This is a genomic window from Thiosulfatihalobacter marinus, from assembly GCF_016019955.1.
In the GTDB taxonomy this organism is placed as follows: Bacteria; Pseudomonadota; Alphaproteobacteria; order Rhodobacterales; family Rhodobacteraceae; genus Shimia; species Shimia marinus_A.
In genome coordinates, this window is record NZ_JAECRZ010000002.1 from 290,167 (window position 1) to 307,242 (window position 17,076).

General features: G+C 60.5%; 14 protein-coding genes. 11 read left to right on the forward strand and 3 right to left on the reverse strand.

The window, feature by feature from the left end; all coding sequences use genetic code 11:
- The first annotated feature begins 32 nt into the window (after window positions 1-32).
- Both I3253_RS04425 and I3253_RS04430 read left to right on the forward strand, forming a co-directional pair.
- Window positions 33-1,094, forward strand: coding sequence for an aldo/keto reductase (locus I3253_RS04425; protein ID WP_197916432.1), 1,062 nt, complete (start codon window positions 33-35; stop codon window positions 1,092-1,094).
- 86 nt (window positions 1,095-1,180) lie between these two features.
- Window positions 1,181-1,672, forward strand: coding sequence for a hypothetical protein (locus tag I3253_RS04430; protein WP_197916433.1), 492 nt, complete (start codon window positions 1,181-1,183; stop codon window positions 1,670-1,672).
- Here I3253_RS04430 and I3253_RS04435 read toward each other — a convergent pair.
- Genes I3253_RS04435 through I3253_RS04445 form a run of 3 tightly spaced genes read right to left on the reverse strand, consistent with a single transcriptional unit; the run spans window position 1,648 to window position 4,547 of the window.
- Entirely contained in the window at window positions 1,648-2,199 is a 552-nt protein-coding gene (locus tag I3253_RS04435; RefSeq protein WP_197916434.1) for a TadE/TadG family type IV pilus assembly protein, read from the reverse strand. The genes I3253_RS04430 and I3253_RS04435 overlap by 25 nt on opposite strands.
- A gap of 6 nt (window positions 2,200-2,205) precedes the next feature.
- Window positions 2,206-2,742: a TadE/TadG family type IV pilus assembly protein gene (locus I3253_RS04440; protein WP_197916435.1), complete on the reverse strand. Its 537-nt coding sequence runs from the start codon at window positions 2,740-2,742 to the stop codon at window positions 2,206-2,208.
- Window positions 2,739-4,547 carry a TadE/TadG family type IV pilus assembly protein gene (locus tag I3253_RS04445; RefSeq protein ID WP_232236996.1) on the reverse strand — a complete coding sequence of 603 codons (1,809 nt, stop codon included), beginning with the start codon at window positions 4,545-4,547 and terminating at the stop codon, window positions 2,739-2,741. The genes I3253_RS04440 and I3253_RS04445 overlap by 4 nt, the downstream gene beginning before the upstream one ends.
- A gap of 325 nt (window positions 4,548-4,872) precedes the next feature.
- Here I3253_RS04445 and I3253_RS04450 point away from each other — a divergent pair, with 325 nt between their 5' ends.
- The 9 genes from I3253_RS04450 to rpoD all read left to right on the forward strand — a co-directional run bounded on the left by I3253_RS04450 (window position 4,873) and on the right by rpoD (window position 17,050).
- Window positions 4,873-6,303, forward strand: a complete 1,431-nt coding sequence (locus I3253_RS04450; RefSeq protein ID WP_197916436.1) for a Glu/Leu/Phe/Val family dehydrogenase — start codon at window positions 4,873-4,875, stop codon at window positions 6,301-6,303.
- A gap of 248 nt (window positions 6,304-6,551) precedes the next feature.
- A complete protein-coding gene (locus I3253_RS04455; protein WP_332255684.1) occupies window positions 6,552-7,415 on the forward strand; it encodes a hypothetical protein in 864 nt (287 codons plus the stop codon).
- Between the two features lie 132 nt (window positions 7,416-7,547).
- Window positions 7,548-8,804 carry a sarcosine oxidase subunit beta family protein gene (locus tag I3253_RS04460; RefSeq protein WP_197916437.1) on the forward strand — a complete coding sequence of 419 codons (1,257 nt, stop codon included), beginning with the start codon at window positions 7,548-7,550 and terminating at the stop codon, window positions 8,802-8,804.
- A 54-nt stretch (window positions 8,805-8,858) separates the two neighbouring features.
- Window positions 8,859-9,131, forward strand: a complete 273-nt coding sequence (locus I3253_RS04465) for a sarcosine oxidase subunit delta (protein WP_197916438.1) — start codon at window positions 8,859-8,861, stop codon at window positions 9,129-9,131.
- Window positions 9,128-12,058: a sarcosine oxidase subunit alpha family protein gene (locus tag I3253_RS04470; RefSeq protein WP_197916439.1), complete on the forward strand. Its 2,931-nt coding sequence runs from the start codon at window positions 9,128-9,130 to the stop codon at window positions 12,056-12,058. Before I3253_RS04465 ends, I3253_RS04470 begins: the two co-directional genes overlap by 4 nt.
- Entirely contained in the window at window positions 12,051-12,602 is a 552-nt protein-coding gene (locus I3253_RS04475; RefSeq protein WP_197916440.1) for a sarcosine oxidase subunit gamma, read from the forward strand. The genes I3253_RS04470 and I3253_RS04475 overlap by 8 nt, the downstream gene beginning before the upstream one ends.
- Before the next feature lie 39 nt (window positions 12,603-12,641).
- Window positions 12,642-12,947 (forward strand): hypothetical protein, encoded by a 306-nt coding sequence (locus I3253_RS04480; RefSeq protein ID WP_197916441.1) that lies wholly within the window; start codon window positions 12,642-12,644, stop codon window positions 12,945-12,947.
- 54 nt (window positions 12,948-13,001) lie between these two features.
- Window positions 13,002-14,948, forward strand: coding sequence for a DNA primase (dnaG, locus tag I3253_RS04485; RefSeq protein WP_197916442.1), 1,947 nt, complete (start codon window positions 13,002-13,004; stop codon window positions 14,946-14,948).
- 119 nt (window positions 14,949-15,067) lie between these two features.
- Window positions 15,068-17,050, forward strand: coding sequence for an RNA polymerase sigma factor RpoD (gene rpoD, locus I3253_RS04490; protein WP_197916443.1), 1,983 nt, complete (start codon window positions 15,068-15,070; stop codon window positions 17,048-17,050).
- Window positions 17,051-17,076 lie beyond the last annotated feature (26 nt).

Below are 17,076 nucleotides of genomic sequence, written 5' to 3' on the forward strand. Positions count from 1 at the left end.
CGACCAACCGCGAATGAGACAGGATACCTGACATGAAAATGAACCCCTTGGGGCGGACCGGCATCAACGTGTCCGAGCTTTGCCTTGGCACGATGACATTCGGCACACAGACCGATGCGGCCGAAGCCCGCGCTCAGATGGATATGGCGTTGGATGGGGGGATCAATTTCTGGGACACCGCCGAGATGTACCCGGTGAACCCGATCAGCGCAAAGACCCAAGGTGACAGCGAAAGGATCGTCGGCAGCTGGTTCGAAAAGACCGGGCGCCGCAAGGACGTGGTGCTGGCGACCAAGCATTCCGGCAACGGCCTGCCCCATATTCGCGACGGGGCAGAGATCAGCGCGGCATCCATCCCCGAGGCGATTGACGGCTCGTTGAAGCGGCTGAACACCGACTATATCGACCTTTATCAGTTCCATTGGCCCAATCGCGGCTCTTACATGTTCCGCAAGAACTGGCGCTACGATCCGTCAGGGCAGGACCGGGCCAGCACCATCGCGCATATGGAAGAAACGCTTGATGCCTTGCAGCGCGAAGTAGAGCGCGGGCGCATCCGGGCCTTTGGCCTGTCCAACGAAAGCGCCTGGGGCACGTCTCAGTGGCTGCGCCTGTCCGAGGGGCGGGGCTTGCCGCGCGTGGCATCGGTGCAGAACGAATATTCGCTGTTGTGTCGGCTCTACGATACCGACATGGCGGAAATGAGCGCGAATGAAGATGTGGGGCTGATGGCGTTTTCACCGCTGGCCACGGGACTTTTGAGCGGAAAGTACCAGCACGGCGCGGTGCCGGACGGATCGCGTCTGGATGTGGCGCGGGCGCAGGGCGGCACGGCGGATCTGGGTGGGCGTCTGACCGCGCGGGCTTTTGAAGCGGTGGATGCCTATCTGGCAATCGCGCAGCGCCACGGGCTGGACCCGGTGCATATGGCGCTGGCCTTCACGGTGCAGCGCCCGTTTGTCTGTTCCGCGATTTTTGGCGCGACGCGGCTGGATCAGTTGGCGCATGTGCTGAAGATGGATGGGCTGCGACTGAGCGACGCGGTGCTGGCCGAAATAGACGAGGCACATCGCGATCATCCGATGCCCTACTAGGCGCATCGCGGCCGGTTTACCCGTATCAGGGCTTGCCAATCGGCCTGCCTCCGCGTTAGGGCGGTGCAGGCTGCGCCGGAGGACATATGCAGGACGAGATTTTGGCAGTCGTACGGGCTTCGGTCCTGCGCAGATGGTTCGGGATCGTTGTCATGGCGGCTTTGGGCGGATTGTTGATCTATCTGGCCATGTCCCGCCCGCCGGCCTTGCAGTGGCAGGTATTCCTGATCGGGATGGGCGTTTTTGCTTTGTGGCTTGCGGATGCCACGCGGCGGGCCACCGAAAACCAGATCGAGCTGACGCAAGACGGGCTGCGCAGCAGTTCGGGTGAAGTGATCGCCCTGATTGACGAGATCGAACGGGTCGAGCGCGGCATGTTTGCCATGAAGCCTTCCAATGGCTTCCTGTTAAGGCTGAAAAGCCGTCGGCAACGCAGCTGGCAGCCGGGGCTTTGGTGGGCGCTGGGCCGCCGCGTCGGGATTGGCGGCGTAACGCCCGGTTCTCAATCCAAGGTCATGGCGCAGATGCTGGAAGCGTTGCTGGTCGAGCGGGCTCAGGCCCCGGACCAGGCCAGCTGAGGTGCGAAACGGGGGCGGGTGAACACGAACGTATCCATGTCGACCGTCCCAAGCCCGATATTGATGGGCGGATCGTATTTGCCGAAGGTTTGCACGACAATCAGACGTTCGCCATTCACAAGCTCGGGCAGTTTGCTGGACATGTTGGCCAGGCTTTGCTCGGTCAGGCCCTCATCCAGCCCTGTGCCATAGCTCCAATCCAGGAAATAGTCTTCGTCGATGTCGCTCCAGGCCACAACGCTGACCCGCAAGGACGAGATCGAATCGAGGCTGGATATCGCCTTGAACAGATCAAGCGCGTTGTCGACATATTCTTCGTCCACCGCCGCCGTTTCCCGCGACAGCATGTCGGAAATGGTATAGGCCGCTTTTTCGGTGGTGCTGCGGGTCTGGTACATATCGAAAAAAAGCGCCATCGCCATGAACGCCCAGAACAGGACCGGCAGCATGATCGCCGCCTCGACCGCGACGGTGCCACGCGTGTCTTCTCGAAAGCGGTTCAGGAAGGATTTCAGGCTATGCAACATGTTGGATTACCTCGGTTCCTGAACAAATGCGGAGGTGGCCACGAGCGCATAATCCCCGGCGCTGTCCACATTAAAAGTGGCGCCCAGCCCGGTGGTTGGAAACAGCGGCTCGATCTTGGCACAGGCCCGCAACACCATGAGGGTGTTTTCGCCGCCGGCCTGGAACGATGTGAGCGGCTGCACCTCTTCGGCGCGGTTGGTGCAGACCGTGGTGGTCGGGATCCCCGTCCAGTCGCGCAGGTCAAGCGTGATCATTTCAAGTTTCAGATTGTTGGAGCAATCCGGGATCATTCCGGCCGCATCGCAGATCTGATCCCGTATCTCGTCATGTTCAAATTCGGCGCCTGTCGAAAGTCGGATGTCACGTACGACAATATCCAGCCCGCGTTCAAGAAAGGCATAGCGCATCGTCAACATGCCAAGCTCTACGGCAGATAGCATGATCACGAACAGGAAAGGCACCATGATCGCGAACTCGATTGTTGCGTGCCCGTCCTCGTTACGCCGGAACCGGGAGAGGAAGCTGCGTTTGTTCTGGGTCATTGCGTCAACCTCAGCTGGCGGATGGAGGTGGCAATCGCGGCAAAGGCATCGCGAATTTCCAACCCGTCCACGTCAAAATAGTGACTGTCGGAACTGGCGCAGTCCTTGAGCACCGCCTGCCCTTCGGAAGGGGCCTCGAAGCCGATGGTGAAGACGATGATGCCCTCGTCCTTGGCCGCATCGCAGACTGATTTGGCGCGCGAATTCTTTGTGCTGGTGCCGTACCATCCCTGAACTCCGTCATCCCAATAGGAGCGCGCGGAACTCTGGCCCATCCAGGGGGCATAAAGCTGATCGGCGACCCAGCGGGGCGAGGTGTAGGCCCAGAGATCGGGATATTTGACCACGACCGCCTCGCCGGGTTCGTCGACCTCGACGGTCGTTGTTGTCTTGACCCACTTGTAGCGCCTGCACGATCCGTTCCGGCGGTAGGATTTACAGACTTTTTCCTTTGTGGTTTCTTCTTCTTCGTAGACACCGTTGCCCCAGGCATGATCGAACCAGCCCTGGCGCCAGTTGCCATCGGGGTCAGTGTGGCCGGGCCAGTAGAACAGCGGCTCTTCGGTAACTCCGTCATTATCTTCGTCAAATTCATCCTGGCCGACATAGATCGAATAGATCTCTTCCTGTTCGTTCCACCAGATGTTGGAGGCACCTTCGGAGAACTCGTCCTTGATGTAGTATTGCGTGGTATTTTTGCCGTCCGTCATCAACACGATGACCTTGAGGGATTCGGCGTCGGCGTAAGAGAACGGGCGCCCGGAGAAATCCGCCGGTACCGTTCCGTCATCGACCATGTCTTCGATGGCGGGTTGCAGCGCCGGGTCCAGCAGCGCGGTACCCCATTTCATGCCGATGTCGATGGACGTGTTGCCGCCGCCCCACATGTCGTCGATGAAGTCTTTCAGCTCTTGGGTGTTATTTTGCAGCACGACCATCTGGCGCGAAGGATCGACCTCGCAGACCGGATCGCCATTATTGTAGCTGCCGGTCCTGCCGCCAACCGGGTAGCTGGGATCGTCGTCGCGCCAGTCGTTTTCGTTCCATGGGTCGAAATGGGCGGTTCGCTGAAGCTCTTGCGTAGGCGTAATGGCGGTTGTCGTGAAATCGTTGCTGTCGAAATCGACGCAGTTGGAATAGGTGTGTTCGGCGGTCACGTTCAGTTTGTCAAACAACGCCGTCGGCCCGGATACCTGGGTGGCATAGGGCACGATCGAGACAGACAGGGTGCCGTCCTCGGTGTTGTCGTCCATCGTCTGCACAAATTCCTTGGCCGCCACCTTCAGGTTGGTCAGGCGGCTGTTGCTGTTCATCGAGCCAGAAACGTCGAGCACCAGCGATATTTCGATATTGCCGATCCGTTCGACCGCGGTCCCGGATGCGGGCACCGAGAGCGTATCCACTCCGACCATCTTCATGAACATGGTTTTGGTTTCGGTCTTGGCCGAGGCCTCGACCTGACGATAATTCAGCCCCTCGCTGACGGTGACGTTGCTGAGATAGTCAGACATGCCGGCCTTGTTGAAATAATCTGCCACGACCTCGTCGGGTGAGCGGGTCTGATCCAGGTCGGCGGCGGCAAGAATGGCGCGATCCAGCGTGTGCTGCATCTTCGTGCGCTTCATTTCGGAATACATCACGTCGATGCCGACGCCGCCGATCATCAGGATGATGAGGAACAGGAACACCGCGAAACCGACGATGACACCGTCTTCCTCGCGCGCGAACCGCATCAGCCAGCCACGCATCCCCAGCCTGTTTTCACGGATCTTGCCCCGTAGAAAGTCTTGCTCGATCTCTCGCATCGGTCCTGTACCTCGCCTTGGCGCGAAAAGAATGCGGGCCGGATGCCGGATACTTTGCGCCACTGTCCTTTGTCTTTCATGAATCGGGCGAAAATGGGGCGAAACAGGGTTGCGATGGGGGATTTTGCCGGAAAATAACCTTTTGGATACATGTGCTTGATTACAGTGCCAGTGTTTTCGTCGGCTTTGTTGCGATGGGCGAAACAACCGCTAAAAATGTGCCTGTTTCTTAATCAGCCCTCGCTAAGGCTGACCAAACGGGCGTAGTGTGCCGAAAAGCCGCCTGTGGCGGCGAGTCGCAGTTTCGACGTAACGGGAGGATTGGATGAGCGCGATCAAGGAACCGAGTTTTCGTGAAAGTGTGGACCTGATGTTCAACAGGGCGGTGGCCCTGATGGACCTGCCGCCGGGGCTGGAAGAGAAGATCCGGGTCTGCAACGCCACGTATACGGTTCGGTTCGGTGTGCGCTTGCGGGGGCAGATCCAGACATTCACCGGATACCGCTCCGTCCATTCCGAACACATGGAACCGGTCAAGGGCGGAATCCGCTTTGCCATGGGGGTAAATCAGGATGAGGTCGAGGCGCTGGCCGCGCTGATGACCTATAAATGTGCGCTGGTCGAGGCGCCGTTTGGAGGTTCCAAGGGTGGGCTGAGGATCGATCCGCGTGAATATGACGAGCACGAGCTGGAACTGATCACCCGCCGGTTTGCCTATGAGCTGGCCAAGCGCGACCTGATCCATCCCAGCCAGAATGTGCCGGCTCCGGATATGGGCACGGGCGAACGCGAAATGGCCTGGATTGCGGATCAATATGCGCGGATGAACACGACCGACATCAATGCGCGAGCCTGTGTGACGGGCAAGCCGCTGAACGCGGGCGGGATTTCGGGGCGTGTCGAAGCCACGGGGCGCGGTGTACAATACGCGTTGCAAGAGTTTTTCCGGCATCCGGAGGATGTTGCAAAAACCGGCCTGACCGGCACGTTGGACGGAAAGCGCGTGATCGTGCAGGGGTTGGGCAATGTGGGCTACCACGCGGCCAAGTTTCTGAGCGACGAGGATGGCGCTTCGATTGTTGGCATCATCGAGCGCGACGGCGCCCTGTTCAACCCGGCCGGGCTGGATGTGGATGCTGTGTATCAATGGCTGGTCAAGCATGGCGGTGTAACCGGATACCCGGATGCAACGCACCTGCCCGAAGGCGCCGTTCTGTTGGAGGAAGAATGTGACATTCTGATCCCTGCGGCGCTGGAGGGAGTCATCAATCTGGGAAATGCCAAGCGCATTCAGGCCCCGCTGATCATAGAGGCCGCGAACGGGCCGATCACGGCCGGGGCGGATGACATCCTGCGCCAGAAGGGAACGGTAATCATTCCAGACATGTACGCCAACGCGGGCGGTGTAACGGTATCCTATTTCGAATGGGTCAAGAACCTGAGCCATATCCGGTTTGGCCGCATGCAGCGCCGCCAGGAAGAAGCGCGCCACCAACTGGTGGTGGATGAACTGGAAAAGCTGAGCAAGGCCGCTGCCATTCCTTACACGTTGTCGCCCGAGTTCAAGCTGAAATACCTTCGGGGGGCGGGCGAGCTGGAGTTGGTAAGATCCGGTCTGGATGACACGATGCGGATTGCCTATCAGTCCATGCGCGAGGTTTGGCACACGCGGGCCGATGTCGAGGATTTGCGAACGGCGGCCTATCTGGTGTCTATCAACAAGGTGGCCGCCAGTTATCGCGCCAAGGGGCTGTAGCTGGCGCAGGTCGGGGAGGGAGAACGCATTCCTGGAATGGGATCGTGGGCCTGTTGCGATTATTGGGGTTTGGACGCTGGACGAGCGTACATCCGTGACCCAGTGAGTAGACATCCGGGATGCCGGCACCGCGACACCGAGTTTTTGTCATCTGTTTGCCCAATCCGTTCGTAGGCATTTTGCCGGGCTGATCCGGCAGGATCAGGGATTGGGGCAGAATGACATCAGGAATTCGGAAATTGGGCGCTGTGGCATTGATCTCCTTGGGTGCCGCGAGCGCAGCCCGCGCGCAGGAGGCCGGGTGGACACCTGTTGTGGATGGGTTGGCCTTGTTTCAGTCCGACGCGGCGCTGAATGGTGGCGGGGGCTTTTCCGCGAACCGACAATATCTGCGGGCCGGCGCGCTGTATCGTAACCCCGAAGGCGCATCGTTCGGGTTTCTGCTGAGCTATGGGCAGGTGCAGTACGATTTCGCAACTCCGGGCGCCGCGCCGTGGGGCGACGTGAACGATGTCAGTTTCTCTGCGCCGTTCAGGTTTCGCGCCGGGGACCGGGCCAATGTACTGATCGCGCCTTCCGTGCGTTGGGATGGCGAGAACGGCACAGGCGCGGGCGCCATGACTTACGGTATTTTTGCCGGGGTCAGCTGGGAGATCAGCGAGCGGCTGGAAATCGGCCCGGCCTTTGGCGCGTTTTCGGAACTGGGGAACACGGATGTGAACGTGTTTCCGGCGCTGCTGGTCAACTGGCGGTTTGCCGACCGCTGGAGATTGAGCACCTCGACCGGATTGGGGGCGTCTCAGGGGCCTGGGCTGTCGCTGTCCTACAAGGCAAGCGATGTGGTTGATCTGTCACTGATCGCGCGGTCCGAGAGTAACCGGTTCCGCCTGGACAATGTCGGTCTGGCACCGGGTGGCGTGGGCGAGGACCGCAGTCTTCCGGTGGTGATGGCGTTACAATACCAGCCCAACCCCGGCATGACGCTGAGCGTTTTTGCGGGCGCGGAGCTTGACGGGCGCTTGCAGCTGGAGAACGCGGCGGGCGCTGTGATCAGCCGCCAATCCTATGACCCGGCCGGACTTGTGGGCGTGAGCTTTCGGTTGACGTTCTGATCCGGTCCGGCGCCTTGCGAATAATCGCGGCGAGTCGCGGGTTGACCAGCTTTTGTCGAATTCACTCTGGTTTTTTGGGGTTCAGTTTGTACTCATGGGCAAAGTGCGAATTGATGCTGCCGGGAGAGGATCATGCGGTTTTCAGGCTGGAAGGTTCTCAGGGAAGGGCTGACCGGGAACAAGGGTTGGCGCGCGCATTGGCGCGATGCCCATCCAAAGCCGGAATATGACCTGGTGATCATCGGCGGTGGCGGGCATGGCTTGTCGACCGCCTATTATCTGGCCAAGAACCACGGGCTGACCAATGTGGCCGTTCTGGAAAAGGGCTATCTTGGTGGTGGCAATGTCGGACGCAATACGACCATTGTGCGCGCCAACTATTTCTTGCAGGGCAATTCCGAGTTTTATTCCCATTCTCTGAAGCTGTGGGAAGGTCTGGAAGACGATCTGAATTACAATGTCATGCATTCCCAGCGCGGGCTGATCAACCTGTTTCACAGCGACGGACAGCGCGATGCCTTTGCGCGGCGCGGCAACATGATGGTCAATCAGGGCGATGACGCGATCCTGCTGGACCGCGAGGGGGTGCGCAGGCATCTGCCCTATCTGGATTTTGAACAGACGCGGTTTCCGATCTACGGCGGGCTGTATCACCCGCGCGGCGGCACGGCGCGGCATGACGCTGTGGCCTGGGGCTATGCGCGGGGGGCATCGGACCGGGGTGTGGATCTGGTGCAGAATTGCGAAGTGACCGGTATCGACATCGAGAGCGGCGTGGTCCGGGGCGTGCAAACCACAAAGGGGCCGATCCGCGCAAGGAAGGTGGGGATCATCGTGGCCGGCCGGTCCGGGCTGGTGGCGGGCATGGCCGGACGACGGCTGCCGATCGAAAGCCACGTGTTGCAGGCATTCGTGACCGAGGGGCTGAAACCGGTAATCAACCATGTCATCAGCTTTGGCATGGGGCATTTCTATATCAGCCAGTCCGACAAGGGGGGGCTGGTGTTCGGCGGCGACCTTGATTTTTATGCGTCTTATGCGCAGCGGGGCAATCTGCCGATGAAAGAACATGTGATGGAGGCGGGGATGACGCTGATGCCGATGATCGGCAAGGCGAAGGTGCTGCGCAGCTGGGGCGGGGTCATGGACATGACGCCGGATGGGTCGCCTGTCATCGACAAGATGGAAGGCATCGATGGGCTCTATATCGATTGCGGCTGGAACTATGGGGGCTTCAAGGCGGTTCCGGCGTCGGGCTGGTGCATGGCGCATCTGATGGCGACCGACACACCTCATGAGGTTGCCGCCGGATTCCGCCTGGACCGGTTCCGCACCGGTGTGGGCATCATGGACGAAGAGGGCACGGGCTCTCAGCACAATCTGCATTGAGGGCCGGGGCATGGGTATCGCGTTTCAACTTTTGACAACCGCAGAGAGGCCGAAATGAGACTGACCTGTCCGATTTGCGGCGAGCGTGACCGGCGCGAATTCTACTATGTCGGGGACGCGGTGCTGTTGCGAAGACCGGATCCCGAGGCCAGCGATGTGGTGTGGGACGACTATCTGCACAACCGCGACAACCCGGCGGGAGAGACGCGCGACCTGTGGTATCACGAAGCGGGCTGTGCCGGGTGGATTGTCGTGACGCGCAACACGCTCACTCATGAGGTGATCGCGACGGAACTGGCCTCGAAAGTGTCGGAGGCGCAGGCATGAGGGTGGCGGGCAAGGGGCTGGTGAACCGGTCGGCGCCGGTGACATTCCGTTTTGAGGGGCGCAGCTATCAGGGCTTTGAGGGCGATACGCTGGCCTCGGCCTTGTTGGCAAACGAGGTGCGCGTTTTGGCGCGATCCTTCAAGTACCACCGCCCTCGCGGGGTGATGGGCGCAGGCAGCGAAGAGGCGAATGCGCTGGTGACGGTTGGGCGTGGCGCAGCGCAGGAACCCAACCTGCGCGCCACGGTGCAGGAGATTTATGAGGGGCTTGAGGCGAGACCGCAGAATTGCTGGCCCAGCGTGAACCTGGACCTGTTGTCGGTCAACGATCTGGCGGCGCCGTTTCTGGGGGCCGGGTTTTATTACAAGACGTTCATGTGGCCGCGTGCGTTCTGGGAAAAAATCTATGAACCGATCATCCGGCGTTCGGCGGGGCTGGGCGCGTTGAGCGGTGCGCATAACCCGGACCGCTACGAAAAGGCCTTTGCGTTTTGCGACCTGCTTGTGATCGGCGCCGGGCCGGCGGGGCTGATGGCTGCATTGGTGGCGGGGCGGGCCGGAGCGGATGTGATCCTGGCCGATGAAGACAGCCTTTTGGGCGGGCGATTGAACAACGAGGTCGAGGACATCGACGGTCAGGCGGCATCGGACTGGGCCGCCGGGGTTGTGGCGGAGTTGCGCCAGATGCCGAATGTGCGGGTCATGAGCAGAACAACCGTGACCGGCGCCTATGATCAGGGAACTTACGGCGCGCTGGAGCGTGTAGCACATCATCTGGGCAACCGGGGCGGGCGGCCTTTGGAATGCTTCTGGCGGATCGTGGCCCGGCGCGCGATCCTGGCTGCGGGCGCGATTGAACGGCCCGTGGCCTTTCGCAACAATGACAGGCCGGGCATCATGACGGCCAGCGCCGTGCGCACCTATTTGAACCGGTATGGCGTGGCGCCGGGGCGGCGGGTGACGGTGTTTGGCAATAATGACGATGCGCATCGCACTGCCCGTGATCTGGTTGCGGCGGGTGTGCATGTTGCCGCCGTGATCGACAGCCGCCGGGACGTGCCCGAGAGCGATGCCTATCCGATCTTTCGCGGCGCCCAGGTGTGCAACAGCTCTGGGCGTAAGGGTCTGGAAAGCGTTACATTCCGGACCGCCAGCGGCGAAGACAAGGTGGAAACCGACTGTCTGGCCATGTCCGGCGGCTGGAACCCGACACTGCACCTGACCTGTCACATGAACGGGCGGCCAACCTGGAATGAGGAAATCCAGAGCTTTGTGCCCATAGCGGGCATGATCCCCGGATTGGAGGCCGCCGGAGCCTGCAACGGCGCGTTTTCCACCCATGGTGCGCTGCGCGAAGGGGCCGAGGCCGCGACGCGCGCTCTGGAGGCGTTGGGCATGAGGTCAGGCGAATTTGATCTGCCCGAGGCCGGGGACGCGCCCTATCGAATTGCACCGCTTTGGGCGGTGGGCGGAAAGGGGCGGGCCTGGCTGGATTTTCAGAACGACGTGACCGTCAAGGACGTGAAACAGGCCGCACAGGAAAACTTTGCCAGTGTCGAACACATGAAGCGGTATACGACGCAAGGCATGTCGCCCGATCAAGGCAAGAATTCGAACGTTGCGGCGCTGGCGGTTTTGGCCGACGCGACGGGACGCGGCATTCCCGAGACCGGGACAACAACATTCCGCCCGCCCTATGTGCCGGTGTCGATTGCGGCGCTGGGCGCCGGGGCGCAGGGCAGCGGTTTTGCGCCCCAACGTTACACCACCAGCCACAGGGCCAGCGTGGAACGCGGCGCACCGATGATCGAGGCCGGGCTGTGGTACCGCCCGGGCTATTTCCCGGTGCCGGGCGAAAAGACGTGGCGCCAGGCCTGCGATCGCGAGGTCAATATGGTGCGTAGCGCCGTCGGCGTGTGTGATGTTTCGACCCTTGGCAAGATCGACATTCAGGGACCGGATGCGGGGGTGTTTCTGGATTTTGTCTATACCAACATGTTCTCGACCCTGAAGGTGGGGCGCGTGCGCTATGGTCTGATGCTGCGCGAAGACGGAACGGTAATGGATGATGGCACCACGGCGCGGCTGGGGGAACACCACTATGTGATGACAACCACCACCGCCGCCGCCGGGCCGGTGATGCGGCACCTGGAATATGTACATCAGTGCCTGCGGCCCGATCTGGATGTGCAGATGATTTCTGTCACCGAGCAATGGGCGCAGTTCGCGGTGGCCGGGCCAAGGTCACGCGAGTTGCTCGATGCGCTGGTGGAAGAAGAAGTCAACGCCGGGACATGGCCGTTCATGGGCTGCGGCGAGATCACCGTTCAGGGTGTAGGGGGGCGGTTGTTCCGGATTTCGTTCAGCGGCGAACATGCCTATGAAATCGCGGTGCCGTCGCGCTATGGCGACAGCCTGTTCCGGCTTTTGACGGCACGCGCCGAGGCTTTGGGCGGGGGGCTGTACGGGATGGAGGCGTTGAACGTGTTGCGGATCGAAAAAGGGTTCATCACCCATGCCGAAATCCACGGGCGGGTGACAGCGTTCGATATTGGCATGGAGCGAATGGTGAGCGCCAGCAAGGACTGTATCGGCAAGACCATGAGCGAACGTCCCGGGCTGAACGGAGCCGAACGGGAGCAATTGGTGGGCCTGAAGCCGGTCGGGCCGGTCAAGCAGTTGACGGCCGGCGCGCATCTGTTCGAAAGGGATGCCGCGCCGGTACGACAGAACGCTCAGGGATACACGACATCTGTCGGGTTTTCCCCGACTTTGGAAAGTTTCCTGGGGCTTGGGTTTCTGAGAAACGGGCGCGCGCGCCATGGCGAAGAGGTGGTCATGGTGGATCACCTGCGCGGCGTGACAACCCGCTGCGTGGTGTGTGATCCGGTATTCCTTGATCCCGAAGGAGGGCGGGTGCGTGGCTGAGCTGATTGCGAAATCGCCTTGTGAGGGGCTGCTGCCGATTGAATGCGGTGGTGTGACGTTAAGCGAACTGCCCAGTATGCCGATTACCTCGGTCATGGCGCACAAGGGGCGGGAGAAGGCGCTGTCGCAGGCGTTGAAGGATGCGCATGGCATGGCGTTGCCTCAGCCTAACCGGATGACCGGCCGCGAAGGCGCCAGGGCGGTGTGGTTTGGCCAGGGGCAGGTCATGCTGATTGGACCCGTGCCCAACGCCGCATTGGCCGAACATGCGGCGGTAACGGATCAATCCGATGCCTGGGCGACCGTCCGGTTGGAGGGCGCGGGCTGTGAAGATGTGCTGGCGCGGCTTGTGCCCCTTGACCTGCGGCGGCACCGGTTCAAACGCGGTCATGCCGCCCGAAGCCAGTTGCAGCACATGAACGTGTCGCTTGCCCGTGTCGGTGACAATGCGTTCCTGATCATGGCATTCCGCTCCATGGCATCGACCCTGGTTCACGATTTGGAGACAGCGATGAAAGGGGTTGCAGCGCGCCTCTCATCCTGACATCACGGAAAGCACCTTTGTGAATTGGAGGATTCCGCAATGCGTCTGCTGCCTGTCTTTGCCCTTGTTGTCACTTCATTTGCGGCTGTGCCTGTCTTTGCCGACCAGAATGCGGAATGCGAGATGCAGGCCAGGATCGTGACTCGTGCCACGGAATTGCGCCTGGAACGCAAGAGTGAGAAAAAGGCGGTGGAAAGCATGATGTCCGGGCAGGATCCCGATGTCGCGGAAAAATACATTGCTGCCGTGCCGGCAATTGCCGACTGGGTTTATAACGGTCTGAAGCGCAAGCAGCTGAAGATGGATCCGGGTGCCGCCTACTTTCAAAGCTGCATGAGCCAGTAAAGAACCTGTCACGGGTTATGGACAGCGCCCATCGCGCGCTCCATATTACCTGACATGAGTCTGCCCCCCGGTTTCCTGGATGAATTGCGCACGCGCACCAGCCTGACACAGGTGGTGGGCCGCAAGGTCATGTGGGATGCCCGCAAGTCCAATCAGGGCAAGGGCGACATGTGGGCGCCTTGCCCGTTTCACCATGAAAAAACGGCTTCTTTTCATGTAGATGACCGCAAGGGATTCTATTATTGCTTTGGGTGTCATGCCAAGGGAGATGCGATTTCCTTTGTCCGGGAAACCGAGAATGTCGACTTCATGGAGGCGGTGAAGATCCTGGCCGAGGAGGCCGGGATGCAGATGCCCGCGCGCGATCCGAAGGCACAGGCAAAGGCCGACCGCCGCACCCAATTGGTAGAAGTGATGGAAATGGCTGTGCGCCATTACCGGATGATGCTGAGCACCTCTCAGGGGGCAACCGCGCGCGCCTATCTGGAACGAAGGGGGCTGGATGAGGGCGCGCGCGACCGGTTCGAGATCGGTTTTTCCCCCGAAGGGTGGCAGGGCTTGTGGGATCACCTGACGGCCAAGGGCGTGGCCCCCGATTTGATCGTCGGGGCGGGGTTGGCCAAACCCTCGAACAAGGGGGGCAAGCCCTATGATACGTTCCGCAATCGGATCATGTTTCCCATCCGGGATGCGCGCGGACGATGCATTGCCTTTGGCGGGAGGGCCATGGACCCGGACGACAATGCCAAGTACCTGAATTCACCGGAAACAGATCTGTTCGACAAGGGTCACAGCCTGTATCACCATGGACCCGCGCGCGAGGCGGCCGGAAAAGGCCAGCCGCTGATCGTGGCCGAAGGATACATGGATGTGATCGCGCTGGCCCAGGCAGGGTTTGGTGGGGCGGTGGCGCCGTTGGGAACCGCCATCACCGAAGGCCAGTTGCAGATGATGTGGCGCATTTCCGACGAGCCGATTATCGCAATGGACGGAGACACGGCAGGGCTTCGGGCCGCGATGCGGGTAATCGACCTTGCCTTGCCCCTTCTGGAAGCTGGCAAAAGCCTGCGGTTTGCGCTGATGCCGGAGGGGCAGGATCCGGATGACCTGATCCGCGCGCGAGGAGCGTCGGCGGTTCAGAAGGTTCTGGATGGGGCCATGCCGATGGTCCGGTTGCTGTGGCAGCGAGAGATTGAGGGCAAGGTGTTTGACAGCCCTGAACGGCGCGCGGCGCTGGACGCGGCGCTGCGCCAGAAGATCAAGCTGATCCGCGATCCGTCGATCCGGACACATTATGGCGAGGCGATCAAGGAACTGCGCTGGCAACTGTTTCGCCCACAGCGTACTGGTGGCGGGACGTTTCGCCCGGGCTGGAAGGTGGGCCCCAAGGTGCAGAGCCACACCAAGGCGTCTGTACTGGCCGCGAGTGTTGGACCGGTCGAGCACCGGTTGCGCGAGGCGGTGGTTCTGGGCGTTCTGCTGGTATCGCCGGAATTGCTGGACGATTTCGAATATGCCATCGAAAGCATGGAGTGTTTCGATGAGGATAATGCGCTGATCCGGGATGCGCTGTTGCGCAATGCCAACAGCCCGGACCCGAGAGAGGCGGTTGAAGCGGCGCTGGGGATCGAGGCTGTTGAAAAGCTTTTGCGCCAGCCCTATGTCGCCATCACCCCCGCCATCCGAAATCCCGGCGACGTGGACATCGCGCGACTGACGCTGACCGAGGAGTTGGCCAAGCTCAAGACGGAGCGGGGACTGAACGCCGAGATTGCCGAGGCCGAGGAGGATATCCAAGGCGTCGCAGACGAGGCTGTGACCTGGCGGCTGGGACAGGCCGCGGAGGCGCGCAACAACGCCGTGCGCAGCCAGAAGGAAGACAGCCGCGAATTCGAGGTAGGCCCGAACGGAGCGGCCATAGACAAGGATGAACGCGCGGCACTGGACGCGCTGACGGAAAGAATCGATTTCACCAGAGGTGGCAAGCCGCGGCGCGGATAACGTCTTTTGGTGAGGATTACGTAAAGAAAACAGGGTAAACAGGGTTGCGAATCACCCGACCGCAAGATTGATTCGGTACACGCGAATCACCCTCAGCCCGAATTTGCAGGAGCACCCGCATGGCCGCGAAGGACACCGACGACCAGAAGCCAGCCGATCAGGAAGACGTTACTTCGCTGGACATGAGCCAGACCGCTGTCAAGAAAATGATCGGTGAGGCCCGGGAAAAAGGGTATATCACCTATGATCAGCTGAACCAGGTCCTGCCGCCTGATCAGGTGAGTTCCGAGCAGATCGAGGATGTGATGTCGATGCTGTCGGAAATGGGCATCAACATTATCGAAGACGAGGAAGCCGAAGAGGAAGAACAGAAATCGACCGCCGTGGTCGATACGTCCTCGGCCAATCGCGGCGTGGCGCTGGCCTCTGGTACGGGCGAAAAGCTGGACCGGACGGACGATCCCGTGCGCATGTATCTGCGCGAGATGGGCTCTGTCGAGTTGTTGAGCCGCGAGGGCGAGATCGCGATCGCCAAACGGATCGAGGCCGGGCGCAACACGATGATTGCCGGGTTGTGCGAAAGCCCGCTGACATTCCAGGCAATTACGATCTGGCGCGACGAATTGCTGTCGGAAGAGATCCTTCTGCGCGATGTCATCGATCTGGAGACCACCTTTGGCAACCAGATGGGCGAGGAAGAAGAAACCGAAACGGTTGTTGATACCTCGAACGTGAATGCCGCGCCGAAGAAAGAAGATGACAGTCCCGAGCTTGACGCGGATGGCAATCCGATAGTCAAGGAAGACGACGACGATGATGACGAGCAGGCCAACATGTCGCTGGCCGCGATGGAGGCCGCGCTGAAGCCGCGCGTCCTTGAAACGCTCGACACGATCGCCCGCGACTTTGTGAATCTGAGCGATTTGCAGGATGCACGTATCTCGGCCACGTTGAACGAGGATGACAGCTTTTCCAAGAAGGAAGAAGCGACCTATCAGAAGCTGCGGTCGGAAATCGTGGAACTGGTGAACGAACTGCACCTGCACAACAACCGTATCGAGGCGCTGATCGACCAGCTTTACGGCATCAACCGGCGGGTGATGCAGATCGACAGCGCGATGGTGAAGCTGGCGGATCAGGCCCGTATCAACCGGCGCGAGTTTATCGATGCGTATCGCGGGCGCGAACTGGATCCGACCTGGCTGGACGACATGTCGCAAAAGCCGGGACGCGGCTGGCAGATGTTCATGGAGCGCTCTTCGGAAAAAGTGGAAGAGCTGCGCAACGACATGGCCCAGGTGGGCCAGTATGTTGGTCTGGATATCAGCGAATTCCGCCGCATCGTGCAGCAGGTCCAGAAGGGCGAGAAAGAGGCGCGTCAGGCCAAGAAGGAAATGGTCGAAGCCAACCTGCGGCTGGTGATCTCGATTGCCAAGAAATACACCAATCGTGGCCTGCAGTTCCTGGATCTGATCCAGGAAGGAAATATCGGCCTGATGAAGGCCGTCGACAAGTTCGAATACCGCCGGGGTTACAAGTTTTCCACCTATGCCACCTGGTGGATTCGGCAGGCGATCACCCGGTCCATCGCCGATCAGGCCCGCACGATCCGCATCCCGGTGCACATGATCGAGACCATCAACAAGCTGGTCCGCACGGGCCGCCAGATGCTGCACGAGATTGGCCGCGAACCGACACCAGAGGAATTGGCCGAAAAGCTCCAGATGCCGCTGGAGAAAGTGCGCAAGGTGATGAAAATCGCCAAAGAGCCGATCAGCCTTGAAACCCCGATCGGCGACGAGGAAGACAGCCAGCTTGGCGATTTCATCGAGGACAAGAACGCTGTCCTGCCTCTGGACTCGGCCATTCAGGAAAACCTGAAAGAGACCACGACAAGGGTTCTGGCCTCGCTCACGCCGCGTGAAGAGCGGGTTCTGAGGATGCGTTTCGGCATCGGTATGAATACCGACCACACGTTGGAAGAAGTTGGCCAGCAATTTAGCGTGACCCGCGAGCGGATCCGCCAGATCGAGGCCAAGGCGCTGCGCAAGCTCAAACATCCCAGCCGCAGTCGCAAGCTGCGCAGCTTCCTGGATCAGTAAGATAACAGCGGGGCCGGCAGGCCCCG